The organism is Pseudomonas sp. S3_B08, assembly GCF_054667725.1.
Genome location: NZ_CP162750.1, coordinates 5,190,486 through 5,215,107, shown reverse-complemented (window position 1 = coordinate 5,215,107; position 24,622 = coordinate 5,190,486). Strand labels below are relative to the sequence as shown.

The following is a 24,622-nucleotide window of genomic DNA, read 5'->3' as shown; positions in this document are numbered from 1 at the left end:
GCGAGCCTGCTCGCGAAGGCAGCGGCGCGGTTTGCGCGTCGTAGTTAACGGGCGCGCCAATTCGGCGACGGATGCTTTGCACTGGTTTTAGGTTTGATCGGTGTTTGTTCGCAGCTCAACAGCGGACATAAAAAAACCCCGCTGAATCAGCGGGGTTCTTTTATCAGGCCGGCTGAGCCTGCAGGCTCACCGGTCGCAGCGGCAGCAACGGCGCATGCGGATCGGCTTTCACCGAAGCGCGCCAAGCATCGAGCCACTCGGCAAGCCCTTCGGCCCAGACCTGCTCGTGCAGGCGTGCCAGTGCGACAGGGTCGCTGAGCAGTTGCAGACGATCATGGTTGTTCAGCCCGGCCGGGCCGACCTTGATCGCGTGTCGCACACGTTCCTGACGCAGCCACTCGATCGGCTCGGCCTGGCCGTGACGCGAGGTCGCCAGCGAGCACGCCAGGGCGTTCTGCTGTGGATCGACCACGGCGCGGACGAAGCCGTCGTTGAGGGCGTGATAGCGGTTTTCGTGGGTGTACTGATCGGTTGCCAGCAAGGCCTGTGGCGGATTGTATTCCTCAGGGATGAGGAACAGGCTCTCGTCACGGGTCTTCAGACCAAGGCCGACACGGCTGGAGATCACCGAGACCGGGATCGACAGCATCAGCGAACCGACGATCGGCACCAGCCACCAGAGGAAGCTCGGGTTCAACCAGATCACCAGCAGCGCCCACAAGAAGCCCAGCAACGTCTGCGGACCGTGGCGCTTGACCGCTTCGCTCCATGGCGTCGAGTCGTCGTCACGCTGCGGCGAGTTCCAGGTCGCGGCCCAACCGAGGAACGCGGCGAGGACGAAGCGGGTGTGGAAAATCATCCGCACCGGCGCCAGCAGCATGGAGAACAGCATCTCCAGGAGCATCGACAGAGTCACCTTGAACTTGCCGCCGAACTCTTTCGCGCCCTTGGCCCAGATCAGGATGATGCTCAACAGCTTCGGCAGGAACAGCAGCACGATGGTCGTCGAGAACAGCGCGATGGCCTTGTCCGGGTGCCATTGTGGCCACAGCGGATAGAGCTGGCGCGGTTCGAGGAAGTACTGCGGCTCCATCAGCGTGTTCACCGCCAGCAGCGCGGTCGACAACACCAGGAAGAAGAACCACAACGGCGCCGACAGGTAGGACATCACGCCGGTCAGGAACACCGCGCGGTGCACCGGGTGCATGCCCTTGACCAGGAACAGGCGGAAGTTCATCAGGTTGCCGTGGCACCAGCGACGGTCACGCTTGAGCTCGTCGAGCAGGTTCGGCGGCAGCTCTTCGTAACTGCCCGGCAGGTCGTAGGCAATCCACACGCCCCAACCGGCACGGCGCATCAGCGCAGCTTCGACGAAGTCGTGGGAAAGGATTGCACCGGAGAACGCGCCTTTGCCCGGCAACGGCGCCAGAGCGCAGTGGTCGATGAACGGCTTCATGCGGATGATCGCGTTGTGACCCCAGTAGTGGGATTCACCCAACTGCCAGAAGTGCAGACCGGCGGTAAACAGCGGGCCGTACACACGGGTGGCGAACTGCTGCATGCGCGCATACAGGGTGTCCATGCCCGACGCACGCGGCGCGGTCTGGATGATCCCGGCGTCCGGCGTGGCTTCCATCAAGCGCACCAGACTGGTCAGGCACTCACCGCTCATCACCGAGTCGGCGTCGAGCACGACCATGTACTTGTAGTCACCGCCCCAACGACGGCAGAAGTCGTCGAGGTTGCCGCTCTTGCGCTTCACACGACGGCGACGACGGCGATAGAAGATCTTGCCGAAGCCCTTGGCTTCGCGGCAGACATCCAGCCAGGCCTGTTGCTCGGCGACGCAGATATCGGTGTCGTTACTGTCGCTGAGGACGAAGAAGTCGAAGCGATCCAGATCACCGGTGGCGGCGACCGATTCGAACGTCGCACGCAGACCGGCGAATACACGCGGCACGTCTTCGTTGCAGATCGGCATCACCAGCGCAGTACGCGCATCTTTCGGAATCGGCTCATTACCGGCGCTTTTCCCGGAGATACGGTATTTATCGTGGCCAGTAAGCAGCTCGAGGAAGCCCATCAGCGCGGTCCAGAAACCGGCCGAGACCCAGCAGAACAGAATCCCGAACAGAATCAGGATGCTGGTTTGCAGCGCATACGGCAGCACTTGCGTGGCAGTTTGCAGCAGCGGCTGATGCAGGACTTCTTCCAGATCGACGAACGACCAGCCTTGGTACGGCATGATGCCTTTCATGTACCAGCCGGCAACGATGGTCTGGCCGAGCATCAGCAGCAACAGGATGTAGCGGCGGATCGAACCGACGGTGCGCCAGCGCGCGGCCGGCAGGACATTGGCGTCCTTCGGCGGCTGCGGCGGGTTGGTGCGACCGGTCAGACGGCGCCAGCCACGCACCAGGATATTGGTGCGCCATGGCTCCGGCACGACCTTGGTGCGGCGGATCGGCGGGGTCGCCTTGAGGCTGACCCGACCGCTGGCATCGAGCACCAGCATCTCCGCTTCAGCCAGTTCTTCGGCAGTGCTCAGGGTCAGACGCTTGCCCACCGAAGCCTGGGCGGCTTCGGCAGGGGCGTCGAAGGTCGAGGACGACAGGCGTTCATGCAGCTCGCTGAACGACTGGCAACCCGCGAGTTCCGCGCGTTGCTCGTCGGTCATCGGCAGATGCGCCAGATACTCGGACAGAGTCTCTGGCTGTACTGGTGAATTACTCATCGGCAGGCAACTGATAGCTCCAGGTCTCGGTCAGGACTTCTTCAGTCGGCGCCGATTCCGGTGTGGCAGGGGCCGCGTCGGCAGCGACTGGCTGCTTGGCGTCTTTGTTGGCCTTGTCCTTGGCGTCGGTTGCAGGCTTGGCTTCAGCCTGTTTGGCTTCGGCGGCCTTGGCTTCCTTGTCGAGTTTTTCCTGTTGTTTGGCAGCAACCTTGTCAGCCTTGGCGACCGACGAGTTGGACGCCGGCACCGATTTGCCCAGATCCGCGGTGACCACTGGCTGAACCAGGGCGGCGCGCATCTCGGTCGCTTTGCTCGGATCCTTGATCTTCATCCGCAGGGTCAGGCGCCAGCCCTTGGTTTCCGGGTTGTAGCGCACGCTGTTCTCGACCAGTTCGGCATTGTCGCCGACGCTGACCTGACTGCGCACGTCGGCATCCGGCGTCAGGGCCGCCAGCGACGGGCCTTCGAAGTCGACCAGATAGGCAACGCTGCCGTCGGGCTGACGGATCAGGTTCGATTGCTTGACGTCACCGGTCGAACGCAGGGTCTGCGCCACCCAGGCGCTGTCCGGCGCATGGAGTGCTGCTTCGTCCATGGTCCAGTGCATGCGGTAGGCGAAGTCCAGCGGCTGGCCTGGCTCCGGCATTTTTTCCGGGCTCCAGAACGCAACGATGTTGTCGTTGGTTTCGTCTGCGGTCGGAATCTCTACCAGATCGACAGTGCCCTTGCCCCACTCGCCCTTCGGCTCGATCCAGGCACTTGGGCGCTTGTCGTAGCGGTCGTCGAGGTCTTCGTAGTGGCTGAAATCACGGCCACGCTGCAGCAGACCGAAACCACGCGGGTTCTCGACGCTGAAGTTGCTCACAGCCAGATGTTTCGGGTTGTTCAGTGGGCGCCAGATCCACTCGCCGTTGCCGGCATGGATCGACAGACCGCTGGAGTCGTGCAGTTCACGACGGTAGTTGAGGACTTTCGACGGCTGGTTGGCGCCGAACAGGAACATGCTGGTCAGCGGCGCGATGCCCAGTTTGCCGACCTTGTCACGCAGGAACATCTGCGCCTTGACGTCGACGATGGTGTCGCTGCCCGGACGCAGGATCAAACGGTAGGCACCAGTGGCACGCGGCGAGTCGAGCAGAGCAAAGATCACCAGGTGCTTGTCGCCCGGCTTGGGCTGCTGAATCCAGAACTCGCGGAAACGCGGGAACTCTTCACCCGACGGCAGCGCGGTATCGATCGCCAGACCACGGGCCGACAGACCATAGGTGTGGCCCTTGCCGACGACGCGGAAGTAGCTCGCGCCGAGCATGGTCATGATCTCGTCTTGCTTGTCGGCCTTGTTGATCGGGTACAGCACACGGAAACCGGCGTAACCCAGTTGCTCGGTGGCTTTCGGATCGAATTTCAGATCGCCGAAATCGAAGCGGCTCGGATCGTATTTGATCTCCGAGACGGTATTGGTGGTGATTTCGTTGATTTTCACCGGTGTATCGAAGTGCATACCCTGGTGATAGAAGGAGAGCTTGAACGGCGTCTTCTGATCGGCCCACTCAGCCTTTTCGGTGAGGAAGCGGATCTTCTGGTAGTCCGCGAACTTCATTTCGCGGAATTCGTTCGGCAGGTTGCTGCGCGGGGCTTCGAACTTCTGCCCGGCCAGCTCTTTGGCCTTGGCCGATACGTCGTCAAGATTGAACGCCCAAAGCTGACCGGCGCTGAGCAGGCACAGGAGCGCCGAACCCGCTACCAGAGCACTTCGCATGCGTTTGGCAGACATTTTTGCTGCATTACAGGGACTAACAATCACGAGCAACCCTCGCCGAAAACAGATCAATAAACCAACGGCCAGCTATCTTTATGCCAGGTTGGCGAGCATTGTTCCGACTCCGCCGGGGCAAAATGATTCCCCAATCGGATCCAGACAAGTCTCTACCTAAGTCAAAACGGATCAACGAATGTCGATCCCCGCAGCGCGCGATTATCTAGTAGCCCGGATGACAACGCATCAGGGGTAACAAAGTATTTATCGCGAAAACAGCCTAAAAACAGTCGAAATTTCCGAAAAAGGTGTTTCAGGCACTGTCAGGTCTGTAACAAAAAGGTAACCGGGCCATCGTTGACCAGGTGCACCTGCATATCGGCGCCGAATCTACCTGATGCCACAGTGCCATGCACCTGTTTCGCCTGGCTCAATAAATAGTCGAACAATTCCTCACCCAGTGCCGGCGGTGCGGCCGTGGAAAAGCTCGGGCGCAGGCCGCTTTTGGTATCGGCGGCGAGGGTGAACTGAGAGACCAGCAGCAACCCGCCACCCACATCCGCCAGGGACAGATTCATCTTGCCCTGGGCGTCACTGAATACTCGATAGTTAAGCAGCTTATGCAGAAGTTTGTCGGCGCTGGTACGCGTATCGTCGGGTTCTACCGCGACCAGCACGAGCAAACCCTGATCGATTGCGCCGACTATCTCGCCGGCGACCTCTACCCGCGCGCCGCTTACGCGTTGTAACAGCGCCTTCATGCTTCTTCGAGTGGCAAGTCGAGCAGGCGCTGGGCCATTTTGCTCGCCGCGCGCACCAGCGCATCGGTGATGCCCGGCTCGGACGCAGCGTGGCCGGCGTCGCGGATCACCTGCAATTCGCTGTTCGGCCAGGCCTGGTGCAATTCCCAGGCGTTGTCGAGCGGGCAGATCACGTCGTAGCGACCGTGAATGATCACGCCGGGCAGATGAGCGATCTTGCCCATGTCGCGGATCAGCTGGTTCGGCTCAAGGAAGGCGTTGTTGGTGAAGTAGTGGCATTCGATCCGCGCGATCGACAGCGCGCGCTGCGGCTCGGAGAAACGATCGACCACCAGCGGGTTCGGCCGCAGGGTCGCGGTACGCCCTTCCCAGGTCGACCACGCCTTCGCTGCATGCATCTGGGCGATCTGGTCGTTGCCGGTCAGGCGTTTGTGGAAAGCACTGAGCAGGTCGTCGCGCTCGTCCAGCGGGATCGGCGCGATGTAGTCCTGCCAGTAATCCGGGAATAGACGGCTGGCGCCGGCCTGATAGAACCATTCGATTTCCTGCGGACGGCAGAGGAAAATCCCGCGCAGAATCAGACCATGGACCCGCTCCGGGTGGGTTTGCGCGTAGGCCAGCGCCAGGGTCGAACCCCACGAGCCGCCGAACAGCACCCATTTTTCAATGCCCAGGTGTTTGCGGATGCGCTCAAGGTCTTCCACCAGATCCCAGGTGGTGTTGTTTTCCAGGCTGGCGTGCGGGGTGGAGCGACCGCAGCCGCGCTGGTCGAAGGTGACGATGCGATACAGATTCGGATCGAAATAGCGTCGGCTCTGGGCGTCGCAGCCGGCGCCGGGGCCACCGTGGATGAATACGACCGGCAATCCTTCCGGCGAGCCGCTTTCATCGACGTACAGTGTATGGGTGTCATCGACAGCCAGATCGTGCCGGGCGTGGGGTTTGATCTGCGGAAACAAAGTCTGCATTGCGCGCTCCGTAAGGGGTCGAGGTCATCCCTGGGGGGACTCGTATTATTCTGCCGTTGGGCATCATAAACCCGATTTGCGTCAATGAGCATGCCTGTGCGCTGTCACCGTTTGTCAGCCATCACCCTCACGGGCTGAACGCGATCCTGTGGGAGCGAGCCTGCTCGCGAACGCGGTGTGTCATTCAGCCTGGTTGTCGGCTGAACGGATGCCTTCGCGAGCAGGCTCGCTCCCACAGGGGTTAGGCGCTGTAGTGAGATTTTGCCCAGGCCAGATAGCCCTGCAGCAATTCCCTGAGCACCACCCGCGTCGGCTCGGCCAGGTCGGCGCGGTAGCGGAACGGTTCGAACTCTTCCATGTAGGTGGACTGGCACAGTTCCAGCTGCACGGCGTGGATGTCCTGCGCCGGGGCGCCGTACTGGCGGGTGATGTGTCCGCCCTTGAAGCGGCCATTGAGCACATGGGTGAACTGTTCGTGCCCCGCGCAAATCGTTTCCAGCTGACTGGCCAATTGCGGATCACAACTGGCGCCATTGAACGTGCCAAGGTTGAAGTCCGGCAGTTTGCCCTCGAACAGGTGCGGGATGATCGAGCGGATCGAGTGCGCATCGAACAACAGCGCGTAGCCGAATTCGGCTTTCAGTCGCGCCAGTTCCTCCTGCAAGGTGCGGTGATACGGCGTCCAGATCTGCTCCAGGTATGTTGCGCGTTCCTCTTTCGACGGTTCCAGACCTTCCTGAAACAACGGAATGCCGTCGAACAACGTCGCCGGATACAACCCGGTGGTCGCCCCGGCATACAACGGCTTGTCGTCGGACGGCCGGTTGAGGTCGATGACGAAACGCGAATACTCGGCAGCCAGGGTGCTGGCGCCCAGTTCCTCGGCAAAATCGTAGAGCAGCGGAATATGCCAGTCGGTGTCCGGCAGGCTTCTCGCAGCGGGGATCAGCCCGGCCTCGACCGTTGGGGTCAGACGCACACCCGCATGGGGCATGCTGATCAGCAGCGGCACGCGGCCTTGTTTGAAACTCAGAACCTTGTCCACAACCGCCCTCCTAGAAATTCGATTCGACGCCGTGACGCACGACGCGCTTGTCCAGATCGCCACCGAGCCAATAGGCCAGATCCGCTGGACGCTCGATGTCCCACGCCACGAAATCAGCGACCTTGCCGACCTCCAGCGAGCCATGGGTCTGCGCCATGCCCATCGCCTGCGCGGCATGGATGGTCGCCCCGGCCAGAGCTTCTTCCGGGGTCATGCGGAAACAGGTGCAGGCCATGTTCAGCATCAGACGCAACGACAGCGCCGGCGAGGTGCCGGGGTTGAGGTCGCTGGCGATGGCGATCTTCACCTTGTGCTTGCGCAGCGCTTCCATCGGCGGCAACTGGGTTTCGCGCAGGAAATAGAACGCGCCGGGTAGCAGCACGGCGACGGTGTCGGCAGCGGCCATGGCGATCGCGTCGTCCTCGTCCATGAACTCCAGGTGATCGGCGGACAAGGCTTTGTAGCGTGCGGCGAGGCTGGAGCCGTGCAGCGAGGACAATTGCTCGGCGTGCAGCTTCACCGGCAGTCCGAGTTGTTGCGCGGCGACGAAGACCCGCTCGACCTGCTCCGGCGAGAATGCCAGGTATTCGCAGAACGCATCCACGGCGTCGACCAGACCTTCGGCGGCAAGGGCCGGGAGCATCTGCTCGCACACCAGATCGATGTATTCGTCGGCGCGATCCTTGTACTCCGGCGGCAACGCGTGCGCCGCCAGGCAAGTGCTGCGGACGCTGATCGGCAGCTCTTCGGCCAGGCGCCGGATGACCCGCAGCAGCTTGCGCTCATTGGCCAGATCGAGACCGTAGCCGGATTTCATTTCCACCGTGGTCACGCCGTCGCGCATCAAGCTTTTCAGGCGTTTGGCGGCGCTGGCGAACAACTCGTCTTCGCTCGCTTCACGGGTGGCGCGCACCGTGCTGGCGATGCCCCCGCCCTGCGCGGCGATCTCGGCATAGCTGACGCCTTGCAGACGCTGCTCGAATTCGCCGCTGCGGTTGCCGCCGAACACGGTGTGGGTGTGGCAGTCGATCAGACCGGGGGTGACCCACGCACCCTGCAAATCATTGACCGCCGGGTATTCGCCGGACGGCAATTGAGTGCGCGGGCCGATCCACTCGATCAGCGTGCCGGACGTCACGATCGCGGCATCCTCGATGATCGAATAGGCGCCGTTGGCCATGGTTGCGACGTAGCAGTGTTGCCAGAGGGTTTTCACTGTTGGCCTCCGTTTGGGTTTGTATGGTGAGCAGCCTCAAAAGCCCCTCACCCTAGCCCTCTCCCAGAGGGAGAGGGGACTGACCGTGTTGTTCCGTCGAGATATGCCGACCTGAAATTTCTCAGCCGAACTCACGTTGCGAAAACAATGAAGATCGGCTCCCTTCCCCCTCTCCCCCTTGGGGGAGAGGGCTGGGGTGAGGGGGAGCGATTTCACTAACAATACAAATCTCCCCGTAAAGCGCTTACAAACTAGGCAACAACTGCCCAGCGACAAGCTGGGTCAAGCACCGCGACGCCAGCAATTCAGTCGCCGCATTGATGTCCGGCGCAAAGAAGCGGTCCTTCTCATAGAACGGCACTTCCTTGCGCAAGATCGCCCGCGCCTGTTCCAGCTTCGGCGAAGTCTTCAGGCCGTTACGCAGATCCAGCCCCTGCGCCGCCGCCAGCCATTCCACGGCGAGAATGCCGCGAGTGTTCTCAGCCATTTCCCACAGGCGCTTGCCGGCGGCCGGGGCCATCGACACGTGGTCTTCCTGGTTGGCCGAGGTCGGCAGGCTGTCCACCGAATGCGGATGGGACAATGCCTTGTTTTCGCTGGCCAGTGCTGCCGCAGTTACTTGCGCGATCATGAAGCCGGAGTTCACACCACCGTTAGCGACGAGGAACGGCGGCAGTTGCGACATGTGCTTGTCCATCATCAGCGAGATGCGGCGTTCGCTCAGCGAGCCGATTTCAGCGATGGCCAGGGCCATGTTGTCAGCGGCCATGGCCACCGGTTCGGCGTGGAAGTTGCCGCCGGAAATCACGTCGCCTTCAGCGGCGAATACCAAGGGGTTGTCGGAAACCGCGTTGGCTTCGACCGCCAGCACTTCAGCGGCCTGGCGGAACTGGGTCAGGCAGGCACCCATGACTTGCGGCTGGCAGCGCAGCGAGTACGGGTCCTGGACCTTGTCGCAGTTCTGATGCGAGGCGGAGACTTCGCTGCGCTCACCGAGCAGATCGCGGTAGGCCGCAGCGGCATCGATCTGCCCTCTCTGCCCACGTGCGGCATGAATGCGCGCGTCGAACGGCGAGCGCGAACCAAGCACGGCTTCTACGGTGAGACTGCCCAGCGCCACTGCACCGGCAAACAGATCTTCGCCTTCGAACAAACCGCGCAGGGCAAACGCCGTGGAAACCTGAGTACCGTTGAGCAGCGCCAGACCTTCTTTAGCCGCTAAAGTCAGCGGCGCCAGGCCTGCGACTTTCAGTGCTTCGGTGGCTTCAAGCCATTCGCCCTTGTAGCGCGCCTTGCCCTCGCCCAGCAGCACCAGCGACATGTGCGCCAACGGCGCCAGATCCCCCGACGCACCGACCGAACCTTTCAGCGGAATGTGCGGATAGACCTCGGCATTGATCAGCGCGATCAGCGCATCGATCACCTGCCGACGGATGCCGGAAAAACCACGGCTGAGACTGTTGACCTTGAGCACCATGATCAGTCGCACAAGGTCATCGCTGATCGGCTGGCCGACGCCGGCAGCGTGCGAGAGCACCAGCGAACGCTGCAGGTTCTCCAGGTCTTCGCTGGCGATGCGCGTCGAGGCCAGCAGGCCGAAACCGGTGTTGATGCCGTAGGCGGTGCGGTTCTCGGCGAGGATCTGTTCGACGCAGGCGACGCTGGCCTCGATCTGCGCGCTGGCGCTGTTGTCGAGGGTCAGTGTGACCGGGTTCTGATAGACGTCACGCAGTTGGGCCAGGCTCAGTTGGCCGGGGATCAGATTCAGCGCAGTCATTAAAATGCTCCTGTCAGGCATTGTTATTAACTACCAGTCGCTCCGGAGCATTCCGTTATCCGTCGTTTCTCGTCTTGTGAACGATCCACGCCTTGGCACGCTGGTATGGGTAGTTGTCAGTGCAAATTCGGTAGAACGTTGTGCGGCAGATTCGGGTCTTTCAGCACGGTCGCAGCGGCAGCGATATCCGGCGCCAGCCAGCGATCCTGATCGTAGGCGGGGACCGTTTCGCGCAGCAGTTTCCACGCGCGGTCAGTGCCCACGCCAAAGCGCTGTTCCTTGAGGAATTCAAACGCCTGCGCCGCCAGCAGGTATTCAATCGCGAGGATCTGCGTGCAGTTTTCCAGCGCGCGATGCAGCTTCAGCGCGGCGTTGGTGCCCATGCTCAGGTGATCTTCCTGCAGGCCCGAGGTGATGTAGTTGTCGAGTACCGCCGGTTGCGCCAATTGACGGTTTTCCGCACACAGCGAGGCGGCGACGTATTGCACGATCATCATCCCCGAGTTGACCCCGGGATTGGCCACCAGAAACGCCGGCAGACCGCTGACGTGCGGATTGACCAAACGGTCCAGACGGCGCTCGGCAATCGAGCCGATTTCGGCCATGGCAATCGCCAGCAGATCCGCCGCCATCGCCACGGATTGACCGTGCGGGTTGGCCTGCGACATCACCCGGAAATTGTCCGGTGTGCCGAGCAGTAACGGGTTGTCGGTGCAGCCGTTGAGTTCGGCTTCCACCTGTTTGATTGCGTGCTCCAATTGATCACGCGCGGCGCCATGCACCTGCGGGATCGAGCGGATGCTCAGCGCGTCCTGAGTGCGAACGCCTTTGCTTGCGGCGATCACTTCGCTGCCATCGAGTAATGCGCGCAGATTTTCGCCGACCTGCTGCATGCCTGGATGCGGCTTGAGCGCAATGATCTCGGCATCGAAGGCATCGATCTGGCCGCGCTGGGCTTCGAAACTCATCGCACCAATGACATCGGCCCATTGCAACAGCCGCGTAGCATCGGCAATCGCCAGGCAACTGAGGCCGGTCATGCAGGGCGTGCCGTTGACCAGACACAAGCCATCCTTCGCGCCGAGCTGCACAGGTTGCAGGCCCTCTTCGGCCAGCGCCTGTTGCGCCGAAATGATCTGCCCGCGATAACTGACATTGCCAACGCCGAGCAGCGCGATGCCGATGTGCGCCATGTGCGTCAGGTAACCCACCGAACCCTGCGACGGCACCTGCGGGGTGATGCCGCGATTGAGCAGCGCCAGCAGCCCTTCGACCACACGCCGATGCAGGCCTGACTTGCCGTGGCTGTAGTTGTGGATCGCAGCGCAGATGATTGCGCGGGTCTGCTCGTCGCTGAGCACCGGGCCGACACCGCAGGCATGGCTGAGCAAGGTGTTGCGCGAGAGTTGGCTGAGCTGTTCGTCCTGCAGCGAGACGTTGGACAGACCGCCCAGACCGGTGTTGACGCCATAGGCGCGCTCGCCGCTGGCGACGATGCGCTGGACGATGGCCTGAGCGTTATCGAGGCGCGCCCAGGTTTCGCTGGACAGTTCCAGTGGCGCACCGTGCCGGGCAACGGCGACCACGTCCTGCCAACGCAGAGGGCTGCCTGTGATAACGATTTTTTCAGCCCGGGACATCTAAAACCTCATACCAATTCTGTTGATGCAAGTAACCCTGTGGCGAGGGGATTTATCCCCGTTCGGCTGCGAAGCAGTCGCAAAACCTGTCACAGCGGTCTGCCTGACAGATTTGGTGGCATGGTTTGGGGCGGCTTCGCCACCCAACGGGGATAAATCCCCTCGCCACAACGGCCACTCAGTCTCAGACCACCGCCGCGCGCCGCTGTACGAACCGGTCGACATACTCATCCGCCGGCGAGTGCAGGATCTCTCTTGGCGTGCCCACCTGGATCAACCGGCCATCCTTGAGAATCGCGATGCGATTGCCGATGCGCACGGCTTCGTCGAGGTCGTGGGTGATGAAGACGATGGTTTTGTGCAGGGTCTTTTGCAGTTCCAGCAACTGGTCCTGCATCTCGGCGCGGATCAACGGATCCAGCGCACTGAATGCTTCATCCATGAGGATGATGTCGGTGTCCGCCGCCAATGCACGGGCGAGGCCGACGCGCTGACGCATGCCGCCGGAGAGCTGGTGCGGGTATTTGTTTTCGTAGCCTTTTAGACCGACGGTGTTGATCCAGTGCAGCGCGCGTTCGGCGCAGACCTGCTTGCTCTCGCCGCGCACTTTCAGGCCGTAGGCGACGTTATCGAGCACGGTTTTGTGCGGCAGCAGGCCGAAGCTCTGGAACACCATGCTGATCTTGTGTCGGCGAAATTCGCGCAGGGCGTCCATGTCGTACTGCAGGATGTCCTCGCCATCGACCAGAATCGCCCCGCTGGTAGGATCGATCAGGCGATTGAAGTGGCGCACCAGGGTGGATTTGCCCGAGCCGGACAGGCCCATGATCACGAAGATTTCGCCAGTGCCGATACTTAGCGACAAGTCATTAACGCCGACCACGCAACCGGTTTCGTTGAGCACCTGGTCCTTGCTCTTGCCCTGGCCGACCATGGCCAGCGCATCCTTGGCGCGGTTGCCGAAAATCTTGAAGACGTTGCGCACTTCGATCTTGCTCACGCTTGCGTTGCTCATTTGCTCACCTCGTGGCGTGGCCGACCGTACGCTTGAGTAATGCGGTCGATGACCACCGCGAGAATCACGATCGCCAGCCCGGCTTCGAGACCTCGGCCGACGTTAAGGGTCTGAATCCCCACCAGCACGTCTTCACCGAGGCCGCGGGCGCCGATCATTGAGGCGATCACCACCATCGACAGGGCCATCATCGTGGTCTGGTTGATCCCGGCCATGATGCTCGGCAGGGCCAGCGGCAGTTGCACGCCGAACAGTTGCTGCCAGCGGTTGGCGCCGAAGGCATTGATCGCTTCCATGACTTCGCCGTCGACCTGGCGAATACCAAGGTCGGTCAGGCGAATCAGCGGGGGCGCGGCGTAGATCACCGTGGCGAAAATCGCCGGCACCTTGCCCAGGCCGAACAGCATCAGCACCGGAATCAGGTAAACGAAACTCGGCATGGTCTGCATGATGTCGAGCAGCGGCATCAGCACCGAACGCAGACGATTGCTGCGTGCCGAGAGAATCCCCAGCGGGATGCCGATCAGCACCGAAATGATCGTCGCGACCATCATCAGCGCCAGGGTCTGCATGAGTTTGTCCCAGAGGCCGACCGCGCCCACCAGAAACAACAGACCGACAATCACGGCGGTGGTCACGACTTTGCGCGTGGCGTGCCAGGCGATGACACCGACGATTGCCAGCATCAACCACCACGGCGCCGCACGCAGCAAACCTTCGAGACTGACGATGGCCCACAACAGCGTGTCGGAGATATGCCGGAACACGTCGCCGTAGTTGGTCACCAGCGAATCGACCCAACCGTTGACCCAGTCGGCGATGGAAAAGGTAAAGCTTTCGGGAAACATAAGGGACTCTCAATCAAGGGGTTGCGATCAAGCGTCCGGCTGCCGTGGCTGGCAGCCGGGGAAACCTGACCTACAAGGCCGCGTCGATTTTCTTGGCTGCGTCGTCGCTCACCCATGCGTGCCAGACTTCAGGATGTTCCTTGAGGAAGATTTTCGCCAGTTTTGCCGACTCGATGCGTTCCTTGGCCATGCGGCCGAGGTTCTGATTGAGCAGGTCGATCGGCAGGTTGACCTTTTCCAGCACGGCGACCAGTTCCGGGGCTTCGTCGTGGAAGGTTTTCGACAGGCCGACCTTGATGCTCACGGTCTTGTCGACGCCGGGTTTCTCTTCCAGTTTGACTGCATCGATCTGGCCCATCAGCGGCGTTGGCGACCAGTAGTAGAAGAGGATCGGCTCGCCACGCTTGTAGCTCGACAGCACCGCCGCATCCAGCGCAGGTCCTGTGCCTGGGCGGAAGTTGGTGTAACTGTTTTCCAGGCCATAACTCTTGAGCATTTCGCTGTTGTCGAGCTCGCAGGTCCAACCGGCCGGGCAGTTATAGAAGCGGCCCTTGGACGGCTCTTCGGCATCCTTGAACACGGCGGAATACTTGCCCAGATCAGCGATGTTTTTCAGGTCCGGGGCCTTCGCCTCGAGCTTGCGCTTGGCGTCGCCTTCGATCACGTAACGCGGCACGTACCAGCCTTCGACAGCACCCACCACTGGCGCGCCGACACCGATGACCTTGCCGGCCTTCTCGGCCTTGTTCCAGACCTCGCTACGGCCGACCCACTCTTCGGCGAACACTTGAATGTCGTTGCTGCTCAGGGCGTTTTCCATGGTGATGGAATTGCCCGGCAGGCTGTCGGTCTTGCAGCCGTAACCTTTCTCCAGCACCACTTGCAGCACGTCGGTCAGGAGCATGCCGCTCTCCCAGTTCAGCCCGGCGAATTTCACCGGTTTGCCCGATTCGCACCAGCCGGCGGCTTGCGTCGCACCGGCACTGGCCAACAGGCCCATGGACAGCAATGTGGTCAGCAGGGTCTTGTTCGATTTCATTGTCGTGACGCTCCTAATCATGAATGGGCTTACGGCAGTTCAAGAGGCATCCAGCCTGGTCCACGTCCAGATCAGGCCTGCGCCGCAGCGCGACCGGCCCCGCTCGTTTTTGCTTGTTGGGTGCTGTTCTGCTCGACCGGCAGAATCAGGCGATCGGGCACGGTGCTGTGCCATTTCTTTGCGCAGAAGTAATAGACGGCAGCCGGGAGAACCAGGCCGATGATCCAGGAAATGTCCACATCACCGAGGGCGGCCACCAGCGGCCCGGTATAGAACTTGGTGGAGATGAACGGCAACTGCACCAGCACACCGAACACATAGACGCTGATGCCGAGCAGGTTCCAGCGACCGTAGCGCCCATTCGGGTCGGCCAGCGCCGGCACGTCGTAGCGCTCGCGGGTGATGCAGTAGTAGTCGACCAGGTTGATCGCGCTCCACGGGGTGAAGAAGGCGAGCAGGAACAGGATGAAAGACTTGAACGCACCGAGGAACGAGTGCTGACCGAGCAGCGCGATCAGAGTAGCGGCGCCGACGATCACCAGCACAAACACCAGCCGCTGCATCCGGGTCACCGTCAGATGGCCTTTGAAACCACTGATGATGGTCGCGATGCACATGAAGCTGCCGTAGGAGTTCAGCGTCGAGATGGTCACCTTGCCGAACGCGATACTGAAATACAGCAGCGCGGCAGTGGCGCCGGTACCGCCGAGGCCGACGATGTAGGCGACTTCATGGCCAGCGAATTGACCGTTGGCCGACGCGGCGGCAAACACGCCGAGGATCATCGCCACCTGCGCGCCGATCACCGAACCTGCGCCAGCGGCGAAAAAGGTTTTCACCGATGAAGTGGCGCTCGGCAGGTAACGCGAGTAGTCAGCTACATACGGGCCGAAAGCGATCTGCCAGGACGCCGCCAGCGACACCGCCAAGAGGAAACTGCTCCAGCTGAAATGACGAATCTGCAGGAGCGCACCGACGTCGGTCTGGCTCATCAGCCGCCAGAACAGGAACACGAAAGCGATCACGCCAATCAAGCTGGCGACGCGGCCGATCCAGTGGATTACCCGGTAGCCAAGCACCGTGACCAGCACGATGACGCTGGCGAAAATCAGGATGCCTACACTGTCGCTGACACCGAACAACTGGCCCAGCGCCTGCCCGGACAGCACCGTTCCGGTGGCGGTGAAGCCGAGGTACATCAGGCACACCAGCACGATCGGAATCGCCGCGCCATAAACGCCGAATTGCACACGACTGGAGATCATCTGCGGCAAGCCCAGTTTCGGCCCTTGCGCGGCATGCAGCGCCATCACACCACCGCCGAGCAATTGGCCGATCAGCAGACCGATCAACGACCAGAAAACATCACCGCCAAGCACCACGGCCAAGGCCCCGGTGACGATCGCAGTGATCTGCAGGTTGGCGCCCATCCACAGGGTGAACTGACTGAACAGACGACCGTGTCTTTCCGCTTCCGGGATGTAGTCGATCGAACGCCTTTCGATCAACGGAGTACTGCCTGCACGTTCGTTGTTAACCGCCATGATTCAACCTCTGTGGATTGCTATTCGGGTTCACTGAAATTCCTCTGTGGGAGCGAGCCTGCTCGCGAATCGGTGTATCAGGCACAGCAGTAGCGACTGACACGACGCCTTCGCGAGCAGGCTCGCTCCCACATAAAACCAGAGCGTGTTACCCGCCAGTGATCATCGGCAGATTCAGCCCCTGCTCTTTCGCGCAGTCGATGGCGATCTGGTAACCGGCATCCGCATGACGCATGACGCCGGTAGCCGGGTCGTTGTGCAGCACGCGAGCGATGCGCTCGGCGGCTTCATCGGTACCGTCGCAGACGATCACCATCCCCGAATGTTGCGAGAAGCCCATGCCGACACCGCCGCCGTGGTGCAAAGACACCCAGGTCGCGCCGCTGGCGGTGTTCAGCAGCGCGTTGAGCAACGGCCAATCGGAGACGGCGTCGGAGCCGTCCTGCATCGATTCGGTTTCGCGGTTGGGGCTGGCCACCGAGCCGGAGTCGAGGTGGTCGCGACCGATCACCACCGGGGCCGACAGCTCACCGCTACGGACCATTTCGTTGAAGGCCAGACCGAGCTTGGCGCGCTGGCCCAGACCGACCCAGCAGATACGTGCCGGCAGACCCTCGGAAGCTGATGCGCTCGCGGGCCATGTCCAGCCAGTTGTGCAAATGCGCGTCGTCGGGGATCAGCTCTTTGACCTTGGCGTCGGTTTTGTAGATGTCCTGTGGATCACCCGACAGCGCCGCCCAACGGAACGGGCCGATGCCACGGCAGAACAGCGGACGGATGTAGGCCGGCACGAAGCCCGGGAAATCGAAAGCGTTTTCGACGCCTTCTTCCTGAGCCATCTGACGGATGTTGTTGCCGTAGTCGAAGGTCGGAATGCCTTGCTTCTGGAACTCCAGCATGGCTTTGACGTGCACCGCCATCGACTGCTTGGCGGCTTTGATCACAGCGGCCGGTTCGGTCTTGGCGCGGGCGCGGTATTCGTCCCAGCTCCAGCCGGCCGGCAGGTAACCGTTGAGCGGATCGTGGGCGCTGGTCTGGTCGGTGACCATGTCCGGGCGCACGCCACGCTTGACCAGTTCCGGCAGGATTTCCGCCGCGTTGCCGAGCAGAGCGATGGAAATCGCTTTGCCTTCTTTGGTGTATTTGTCGATACGCGCTAAAGCGTCGTCGAGGTCTTTGGCTTGCTCATCGACGTAACGGCTCTTCAGGCGGAAATCGATGCTGACCTGCTGGCATTCGATGTTCAGCGAGCAGGCGCCGGCCAGGGTGGCGGCCAGCGGTTGCGCGCCGCCCATGCCACCGAGGCCGGCGGTGAGCACCCAGCGGCCCTTGAGGTCAGCGTTGTAATGCTGGCGCCCGGCTTCGACGAAGGTTTCATAGGTGCCCTGAACGATGCCCTGGCTGCCGATGTAGATCCAGCTGCCGGCGGTCATCTGGCCGTACATGGCCAGGCCTTTGGCGTCGAGTTCGTTGAAGTGTTCCCAGCTCGCCCAGTGCGGCACCAGGTTGGAGTTGGCGATCAGCACGCGCGGCGCGTTGCTATGAGTCTTGAATACGCCGACCGGCTTGCCCGATTGCACCAGCAGGGTTTCGTCGTCGTTCAGATTAGTCAGGCTTTCAACGATCTTGTCGTAGCACTCCCAGTTCCGCGCAGCGCGGCCGATGCCACCATAGACCACCAGCTCTTTCGGGTTCTCGGCGACTTCCGGGTCGAGATTGTTCATCAACATGCGCAGCGGCGCTTCGGTCAGCCAGCTCTTGGCGGTCAGCGTGTTACCGCGTGCGGCGCGAATCTGCACGTCACGAAACTTGTTGCTGTTCTGGGTATTGTCAGTCACGAAAAAGACTCCTCAGCGATCAATTCAAACCAACCCTGGCAGTGGGCAGCAGCCTGCGCGCTGTGCTGCGCGACAAGCGAATCAGTGGACGCTGCGGAGAGTCTCGGACGACTCATACGCATACGTCTTTACTTGTACATACAAGCATATGCAATCAAGCGGCCAACTTGCTGGAGGAGTGTTCAGGAAAAATCAGGGGTAGGGCTGGAGAGCGCCTGAATCGAGGGTTCTGGCGTGAATGAAATTTTCTTCGCAGTTATTTTGGGGAGGTTGGGATTGGCTACGACAGCGTGGTTTTGCGCCACGCTGGGGCGTTCGGTAACAAGTTGGTGCGCGGAAGGGAAACAAGAGTGGGGATGGCTTTTGTGGCGAGGAGATTTATCCCCGCTGGGCTGCGCAGCAGACCGCTTTTTTAAATCAGGAATGGGGCCGCTTCGCGACCCAGCGGGGATAAATCCCCTCGCCACAGGGGTGTGTTCAGTTGTGGAGGAGTTCGATCACGCAGCATGCGGCGTTGGTAGAGACTTCGACCAGCCCACTGTTGCCGTCCAGCTGCAGGCAATCATGCCGACCGAGCTGCGAAACGCCGTCGCCAACACTCACGTCCATCCGCTCACTGACACTGAACACCAGCAGCGTCGATGCCGAGCTGAAAAACCGCTGCTCACCGTCCAGCCACTGCAATCGCGCGCTGTAACGTTGCGGCGCGTAGATCAGATTGAAGTCGCGAATCGCACCGCCGAGCAAGGTGCAGGACACCTGACTTTCGCCGCTGAAAGCAAACGGGTCCAGCGGTAACAGTGGGCGGGTAGCATCACCGTCGACGCACAGGGTCATGCCGTCGCCCTGCAACACGGTGATCACTCGCTGGTAACCGGCGAATGTCGAGAAACCGCCCGATTCGGTGATGTCGGCAATTGACAGGCGCCAGCCGAAACCGTCCAGGCCAGCGCCGGCATCACGGGTGATTTCCTCGGTGCTGCCGCCGCCGTTTTTCCACGGCATGCGCGGGTAGCCTTCGGCGCGTAGAACCTTCACTTGATAATTCATTTATGAAAGCGCCCTTCCAGACGATGGCGGGAACCGGGGTGGATCAAACGTGCCGCCGTCACCGGTTGACGCCCCGACCACGTACGCCGACGAATCAGCAGGCACGGTTCACCCTTTTCGATCTGCAGCAACTTGCACTCCGACGGCTCGGCAAGGATGGCTTCGACCACGTGCTCGCCCTCGGTCAGCGGCGCGACCTGATTGAGATAGGCATAGGGCGTTTGCAGGGTGAAGTCCTGCTTGAGGTATTCCGGCGCGACCAGGGCGTTGACGAAACGGTCTTCGATTTGCACCGGGACGTCATTTTCGTAATGCACGATCAGTGAGTGGAAGACTTTCTGGCCTTCGCGCATGTCCAGCGCCAGCGCGCGCTCGGAACCGGCGGCCTCTTCTTCGAGGGTGATGACCTGACAGGTGTGGCGATGCCCGCGCGAGGCGATTTCGTCGGCAATGTTGTGCACTTCGAACAGCGCGGACTGGCTCTTCGGTTCGGCGACAAACGTGCCCACGCCTTGCATGCGCACCAGCAGGCCGTCGGCGGTCATCTCGCGCAGGGCGCGGTTGATGGTCATGCGGCTGAAGCCGAGCTGGCTGACCAGCTCGCTTTCGGACGGCACGCGGTAGTGCGGCGGCCAGTTACCGCTGTCGATCTGCTGGGTGATCATCTGTTTGACGCGGGCGTACAAAGGCGCCGGACTGTCGCCCATGTTCGCGGCCAACGGAGAAACTGGAGGCGGAGTCGGCACGGTTGATCCCTGTTCATTGGATGAAAGTGACTAGCTTGCCGGAGTTTACCGGGCAGGCAAACGTCTGTATATGTATATACAAATAACACACGATGGGGTGCCGAACGATGTCCGCCTTCTTTGCCGAACGCGCACTGCTGCCTAACGGATGGGCCAACAATGTACGTCTCGAGGTCAGCGCCGATGGCCTGCTGACCCGAATCCAGGCCGATTCCAGCGCAGACGAAGCCGAGCGGCTGCGCGGGCCGTTGCTGCCGGGGATGCCCAATCTGCACTCCCACGCCTTCCAGCGTGCCATGGCTGGACTGGCCGAAGTGGCCGGCAACCCCAACGACAGTTTCTGGACCTGGCGCGATCTGATGTATCGCCTCGTCGGAAAAATCAACCCGGATCAGCTCGGCATCATCGCCCGTCAGCTGTACATCGAAATGCTCAAGGCCGGTTACACCTCGGTCGCCGAATTTCACTACGTGCACCACGACAGCAACGGCCAGCCGTATGCCGATCCTGCCGAACTGGCTTTGCGTATCAGCCAGGCCGCCAGCGAAAGCGGCATCGGTCTGACCCTGCTGCCAGTGCTCTACAGTCATTCCGGATTCGGCGGGCAGACGCCAAACGATGGCCAGCGTCGCTTTATCAACAGCACTGAAAACTATCTGAATCTGCAAGCGCGGTTGCAGCCATTACTGGCGCAGCAAAAGGCGCAATCGCTGGGCCTGTGTTTCCACTCGCTGCGGGCGGTGACGCCACAACAAATCAGCGAAGTGTTGGCGGTCAGTGACAAACAATGCCCGGTGCACATACACATCGCCGAACAGCAAAAGGAAGTCGACGATTGCCTGAGCTGGAGCGGTCGTCGTCCGCTGCAATGGCTGTACGAGAACACTGAAGTCGATCAGCGCTGGTGTCTGGTCCACGCAACCCACGCCAATCCGCAAGAAGTCACGCTGATGGCCAACAGTCGCGCGATCGCCGGGCTGTGCCTGACCACTGAAGCGAATCTGGGTGACGGAATTTTCCCGGCGGTGGATTTTCTTGCCCAGGGCGGGCGCATGGGCATTGGCTCCGACAGCCATGTGTCGCTGAGCGTGGTGGAAGAATTGCGCTGGCTGGAATATGGCCAGCGTCTGCGTGACCAGCGGCGCAATCGCTTGTATGGCGCGCAGCAGCCGATGGTCGGTCGCACCCTGTATGACGCGGCGCTGGACGGCGGTGCACAGGCACTGGGGCAGCCGATCGGCGCGCTGGAAGTGGGCAAGCGCGCGGACTGGATTGTCCTGGATGGCAGCGATCCGTATCTGGCGACGGCTGCGGGAGACGGGATTCTCAATCGCTGGTTGTTCGCCGGCGGCGATCGCCAAGTGCGCGATGTGCTGGTCAATGGTCAGTGGGTGGTGCGCGATGGACGGCATGCCGGCGAAGAGCAAAGCGCCCGAGCTTTCACCCAGGTCCTGCGTGATCTCTTGGGCTGACCCAAAACCAAACTGTGGGAGCGAGCCTGCTCGCGAAAGCGCTGTATCAGTCAACATTCATATCGACTGATACACCCTCTTCGCGAGCAGGCTCGCCCCCACATTTGATTTGTATAGCGGCTTAATTGGATGTCTTGGCCATCTGCCGATCCGACGCCCGCCAGATCAGGCGCGTGGTGTCGTAACCCTGCTGACGCGCCTTGCTCAGCAATTCTTCACGCACTACACCGTTGACGGTCGGTGTGCGTGACAGCAGCCACAAGTACTTGCGACTCGGATCGCCGACGATGGCGGTCTTGTAATCGTCGCTGACATACAACACCCAGTACTCGCCCTTCGCCACACCCGGCACCAGGCGCGAGAACCAGTTATCGAATTCGACCCAGAGCTTGTCGGTCTTGCCCGGCACTTGTGGATAAGCCGTGCCCTTGGCTTCTTCCCACTGCCACTCCGGAGTCAGGCAACGGTTGAGCACGCCGACATTACCGTCAGGCTTGAGGGTGTAATGGGCTTCGGATTGCGCGCAGTGGCGCTGGAAGTACATCGGCAAGCGTGCCAGTTCATACCAGGTGCCCTGATAACGCTTGAGATTGACGCTGTTGACGGTCTTGGGCGCCAACGGGTCGACGCCGGAAGTGGCGCAGCCAGCCAGTACCAGGCCAGCAAAAAGGATCAGCAATAACCGCTTCATTTTTTTCTCCGTGGGCGCGAAGCCCCGGTTTACTTCAGGCCTTGGCCGGAAAACATCAGCACTTTGTCACCGGCGTATTGCACGCTGATAAAGCTGTTCTTGTCGCCCCAGGTGCAGCTGGACATACCGAGCGCGCCCGAGCAATCGGTGGGCTTGCCGAGAAGGGTTTCCACTTCGGACTTGGCCATGCCGGCCGAGAGCTTGGAGTAGTTTTCCTGATTGACCTTGCTGCATGCGGCCAACAGCACGCAAAACGACAGCAGGGCGATAGATCGCAGCGACATGGTGAAACTCCTGGAACGAGGGGGGATGGCATGGTGCCAACCAGAAGCTTAGAAGAGAAAAGTGTCATCTGGTTCCGTGACCGAACGCCTATTTATCAGCCCGCCCGTCCGGCTTTTGTCGGTAAATCAAAAACTTTGTGAAGCCGTCGAGCATTTCGTCGACTTTCCCCACAAGCGCCTAATCTTTGGCGCGGCGCGGTCGAAATAAGAGCAGCGCAACGCTGCCGAATATGGCAAATTGCCGCCCTTTCCTGACCAGCCCCTTCGCGGTAGTTCATTCGATGACCAGAAACATGAAATTCAGCCACAAGATTTTGCTGGCTGCTGCCCTTGTGGTGGCCGTTGCGTTCGCCTGTTTCATCCTCTTCAACGACTATCGCCAGCGTCAGGCATTGAGCAGCAGCACCGAAGCGACCATGCAGGAACTGGGCAGCCTGACCACCAGCAACATCCAGACCTGGCTGGAAAGTCGCATTCAACTGCTGCAATCGCTGTCGCAGCAAGTCGCCGTCGACGGCAACGCGCCCGCCAGCCTCAAGCGCATCATCGACCTGCCCGCCTACACCGGCAATTTCCAGCTCAGCTATTTCGGTGGCGCTGACGGCGTGATGTTCTCGGTGCCGGCCGGCAACCGTGCGCCGGACTACGATCCACGCGCGCGCGGCTGGTACAAAGCGGCCAACAGCGCACAACAGACCATCGTCACCGAACCGTACATAGCCGCTTCGTCGGGCAAACTGGTCATCACCGTCGCCACCCCGGTGCAGCGTCAGGGCCAAATGCTCGGCGTCGCCGGTGCCGACATCGATCTGACCAGCGTCAGCGCGATCATCAACTCGCTGAACTTCGGCGGCCACGGTCATGCATTCATTGTCAGCGCCGAAGGGAAAATCCTGATTCATCCGGACAGCAAGCTGGTGCTCAAAACACTGGCCGAGGCTTATCCGAACGGTGCGCCCAAAGTCAGCCCGGGCCTGAAAGAAGTCGAGTTCGACGGCAAGACCCAGTTGATTTCCTTCACCCACGTCAACGGCGTGCCGTCGGCTGACTGGTACGTGGCGCTGGTGCTCGACAAAGACACCGCGTTCTCGATGCTCAGCGAATTCCGCACCTCGGCACTGATCGCCATGGTCATCGCCGTGTTGATCATCATCGGCCTGCTCGGCATGCTGATTCGCGTGCTGATGCAACCGCTGCTGACCATGGGCCGTGCGATGCATGACATCGCTGAAGGCGAAGGCGATCTGACCAAACGTCTGGTGATTCACGGCAACGATGAATTCGGCGCATTGGGTACGTCGTTCAACCGCTTCGTCGAACGCATTCATACGTCGATCCGCGAAGTGTCCTCGGCCACCGGCCAGGTCAACGAAGTCGCCCTGCGTGTGGTCGCTGCCTCGAACTCGTCGATGTACAACTCCGACCAGCAGGCCAGCCGCACCAACAGCGTCGCCGCCGCGATCAATCAGCTCGGCGCCGCCGCTCAGGAAATCGCCCAGAACGCCGCCCTCGCCTCGCAGCACTCCAGCGATGCGCGCAGCCTCGCGGTCGACGGCCAGCAGGTGGTGGATAAAACCATTTACGCCATGCAACAACTGTCGGCGAAGATCAGCGACTCCTGCGGCAACATCGAAACGCTGAACAGCAACACGGTGAACATCGGCCAGATTCTCGAAGTGATCACCAGCATTTCCCAGCAGACCAACCTGCTCGCACTCAACGCCGCCATTGAAGCCGCGCGTGCCGGTGAGGCCGGACGCGGCTTCGCCGTGGTCGCCGACGAGGTGCGCAACCTCGCGCACCGCACCCAGGATTCGGCGCAGCAAGTGCAGAAGATGATCGAAGAGCTGCAGGTCGGCGCACGCCAGGCGGTAACCATCATGACCGAGAGCCAGCGCGAGAGCGAAAGCAGCGTCGGCATCGCCAACCAGGCCGGCGAGCGTCTGGGCAGCGTGACCCAGCGCATCGGCGAAATCGACGGCATGAACCAGTCGGTGGCCACCGCGACTGAAGAGCAGACTGCTGTGGTCGAGTCGATCAATGTCGATATCAACGAGATCAACACGCTGAATCAGGAAGGCGTGGAGAACTTGCAGGCGACGTTGCGTGCGTGTTCGGATCTTGAACAGCAGGCGGCGCGGTTGAAGCATCTGGTCGGCAGCTTCAGGATCTAAGCTGCAGCCTCAGGCCTCTTCGCG

Annotated in this window: 18 protein-coding genes and 1 pseudogene; 2 read left to right on the top strand and 17 right to left on the bottom strand. The window is 61.2% G+C overall.

The annotated features are described in order from the left end of the window. Positions 1–163: 163 nt before the first annotated feature. The 15 genes and pseudogenes from mdoH to hutC form a co-directional block, all read right to left on the bottom strand. Positions 164–2,734 (bottom strand): glucans biosynthesis glucosyltransferase MdoH, encoded by a 2,571-nt coding sequence (gene mdoH / locus AB4N73_RS23585; protein WP_056787293.1) that lies wholly within the window; start codon positions 2,732–2,734, stop codon positions 164–166. Next, positions 2,727–4,508, bottom strand: coding sequence for a glucan biosynthesis protein G (locus AB4N73_RS23580; protein ID WP_252885174.1), 1,782 nt, complete (start codon positions 4,506–4,508; stop codon positions 2,727–2,729). The genes mdoH and AB4N73_RS23580 overlap by 8 nt, the downstream gene beginning before the upstream one ends. Before the next feature lie 305 nt (positions 4,509–4,813). Beyond that, positions 4,814–5,251, bottom strand: a complete 438-nt coding sequence (gene dtd, locus AB4N73_RS23575) for a D-aminoacyl-tRNA deacylase (RefSeq protein WP_252879282.1) — start codon at positions 5,249–5,251, stop codon at positions 4,814–4,816. Further along, complete coding sequence (gene pip, locus AB4N73_RS23570) at positions 5,248–6,219, bottom strand: prolyl aminopeptidase (protein ID WP_056787286.1); 972 nt, start codon at positions 6,217–6,219, stop codon at positions 5,248–5,250. Before pip ends, dtd begins: the two co-directional genes overlap by 4 nt. Before the next feature lie 241 nt (positions 6,220–6,460). Continuing rightward, positions 6,461–7,264, bottom strand: coding sequence for an N-formylglutamate deformylase (gene hutG, locus AB4N73_RS23565; RefSeq protein ID WP_460142609.1), 804 nt, complete (start codon positions 7,262–7,264; stop codon positions 6,461–6,463). A 10-nt stretch (positions 7,265–7,274) separates the two neighbouring features. Continuing rightward, positions 7,275–8,480, bottom strand: a complete 1,206-nt coding sequence (gene hutI / locus AB4N73_RS23560; RefSeq protein WP_460142608.1) for an imidazolonepropionase — start codon at positions 8,478–8,480, stop codon at positions 7,275–7,277. 244 nt (positions 8,481–8,724) lie between these two features. Next, positions 8,725–10,257, bottom strand: coding sequence for a histidine ammonia-lyase (gene hutH / locus AB4N73_RS23555; RefSeq protein ID WP_460142607.1), 1,533 nt, complete (start codon positions 10,255–10,257; stop codon positions 8,725–8,727). Between the two features lie 116 nt (positions 10,258–10,373). Further along, positions 10,374–11,897: a histidine ammonia-lyase gene (gene hutH / locus AB4N73_RS23550; protein ID WP_460142606.1), complete on the bottom strand. Its 1,524-nt coding sequence runs from the start codon at positions 11,895–11,897 to the stop codon at positions 10,374–10,376. A gap of 184 nt (positions 11,898–12,081) precedes the next feature. Then, positions 12,082–12,912, bottom strand: coding sequence for a quaternary amine ABC transporter ATP-binding protein (locus AB4N73_RS23545; RefSeq protein ID WP_016772086.1), 831 nt, complete (start codon positions 12,910–12,912; stop codon positions 12,082–12,084). Beyond that, the gene (locus AB4N73_RS23540; RefSeq protein WP_016772087.1) at positions 12,909–13,760 is read right to left on the bottom strand and encodes an ABC transporter permease; all 852 of its coding nucleotides are present in this window, start codon (positions 13,758–13,760) and stop codon (positions 12,909–12,911) included. The genes AB4N73_RS23545 and AB4N73_RS23540 overlap by 4 nt, the downstream gene beginning before the upstream one ends. A gap of 70 nt (positions 13,761–13,830) precedes the next feature. Further along, positions 13,831–14,799, bottom strand: a complete 969-nt coding sequence (locus AB4N73_RS23535) for an ABC transporter substrate-binding protein (RefSeq protein WP_130887639.1) — start codon at positions 14,797–14,799, stop codon at positions 13,831–13,833. 71 nt (positions 14,800–14,870) lie between these two features. Then, entirely contained in the window at positions 14,871–16,343 is a 1,473-nt protein-coding gene (locus AB4N73_RS23530; protein WP_353188073.1) for a purine-cytosine permease family protein, read from the bottom strand. A gap of 148 nt (positions 16,344–16,491) precedes the next feature. Then, a pseudogene (gene hutU / locus AB4N73_RS23525) lies at positions 16,492–18,181 on the bottom strand (urocanate hydratase). 477 nt (positions 18,182–18,658) lie between these two features. Then, positions 18,659–19,231 (bottom strand): HutD/Ves family protein, encoded by a 573-nt coding sequence (locus AB4N73_RS23520; RefSeq protein WP_460142605.1) that lies wholly within the window; start codon positions 19,229–19,231, stop codon positions 18,659–18,661. Further along, positions 19,228–19,938 (bottom strand): histidine utilization repressor, encoded by a 711-nt coding sequence (gene hutC / locus AB4N73_RS23515; RefSeq protein ID WP_252883865.1) that lies wholly within the window; start codon positions 19,936–19,938, stop codon positions 19,228–19,230. Before hutC ends, AB4N73_RS23520 begins: the two co-directional genes overlap by 4 nt. 146 nt (positions 19,939–20,084) lie before the next feature. Here hutC and AB4N73_RS23510 point away from each other — a divergent pair, with 146 nt between their 5' ends. Beyond that, entirely contained in the window at positions 20,085–21,449 is a 1,365-nt protein-coding gene (locus AB4N73_RS23510) for a formimidoylglutamate deiminase (protein ID WP_460142604.1), read from the top strand. A gap of 121 nt (positions 21,450–21,570) precedes the next feature. Here AB4N73_RS23510 and AB4N73_RS23505 read toward each other — a convergent pair whose 3' ends face one another. Together AB4N73_RS23505 and AB4N73_RS23500 are read right to left on the bottom strand one after the other, a co-directional pair. Further along, positions 21,571–22,140: a lipocalin family protein gene (locus AB4N73_RS23505; RefSeq protein ID WP_016772094.1), complete on the bottom strand. Its 570-nt coding sequence runs from the start codon at positions 22,138–22,140 to the stop codon at positions 21,571–21,573. Between the two features lie 29 nt (positions 22,141–22,169). Beyond that, on the bottom strand, positions 22,170–22,424 hold the full coding sequence (locus tag AB4N73_RS23500) for a hypothetical protein (protein WP_016772095.1): 255 nt from the start codon (positions 22,422–22,424) through the stop codon (positions 22,170–22,172). Between the two features lie 281 nt (positions 22,425–22,705). Between AB4N73_RS23500 and AB4N73_RS23495 the strand changes: the two genes are divergently transcribed. Further along, on the top strand, positions 22,706–24,598 hold the full coding sequence (locus tag AB4N73_RS23495) for a methyl-accepting chemotaxis protein (RefSeq protein WP_252883025.1): 1,893 nt from the start codon (positions 22,706–22,708) through the stop codon (positions 24,596–24,598). Positions 24,599–24,622 lie beyond the last annotated feature (24 nt).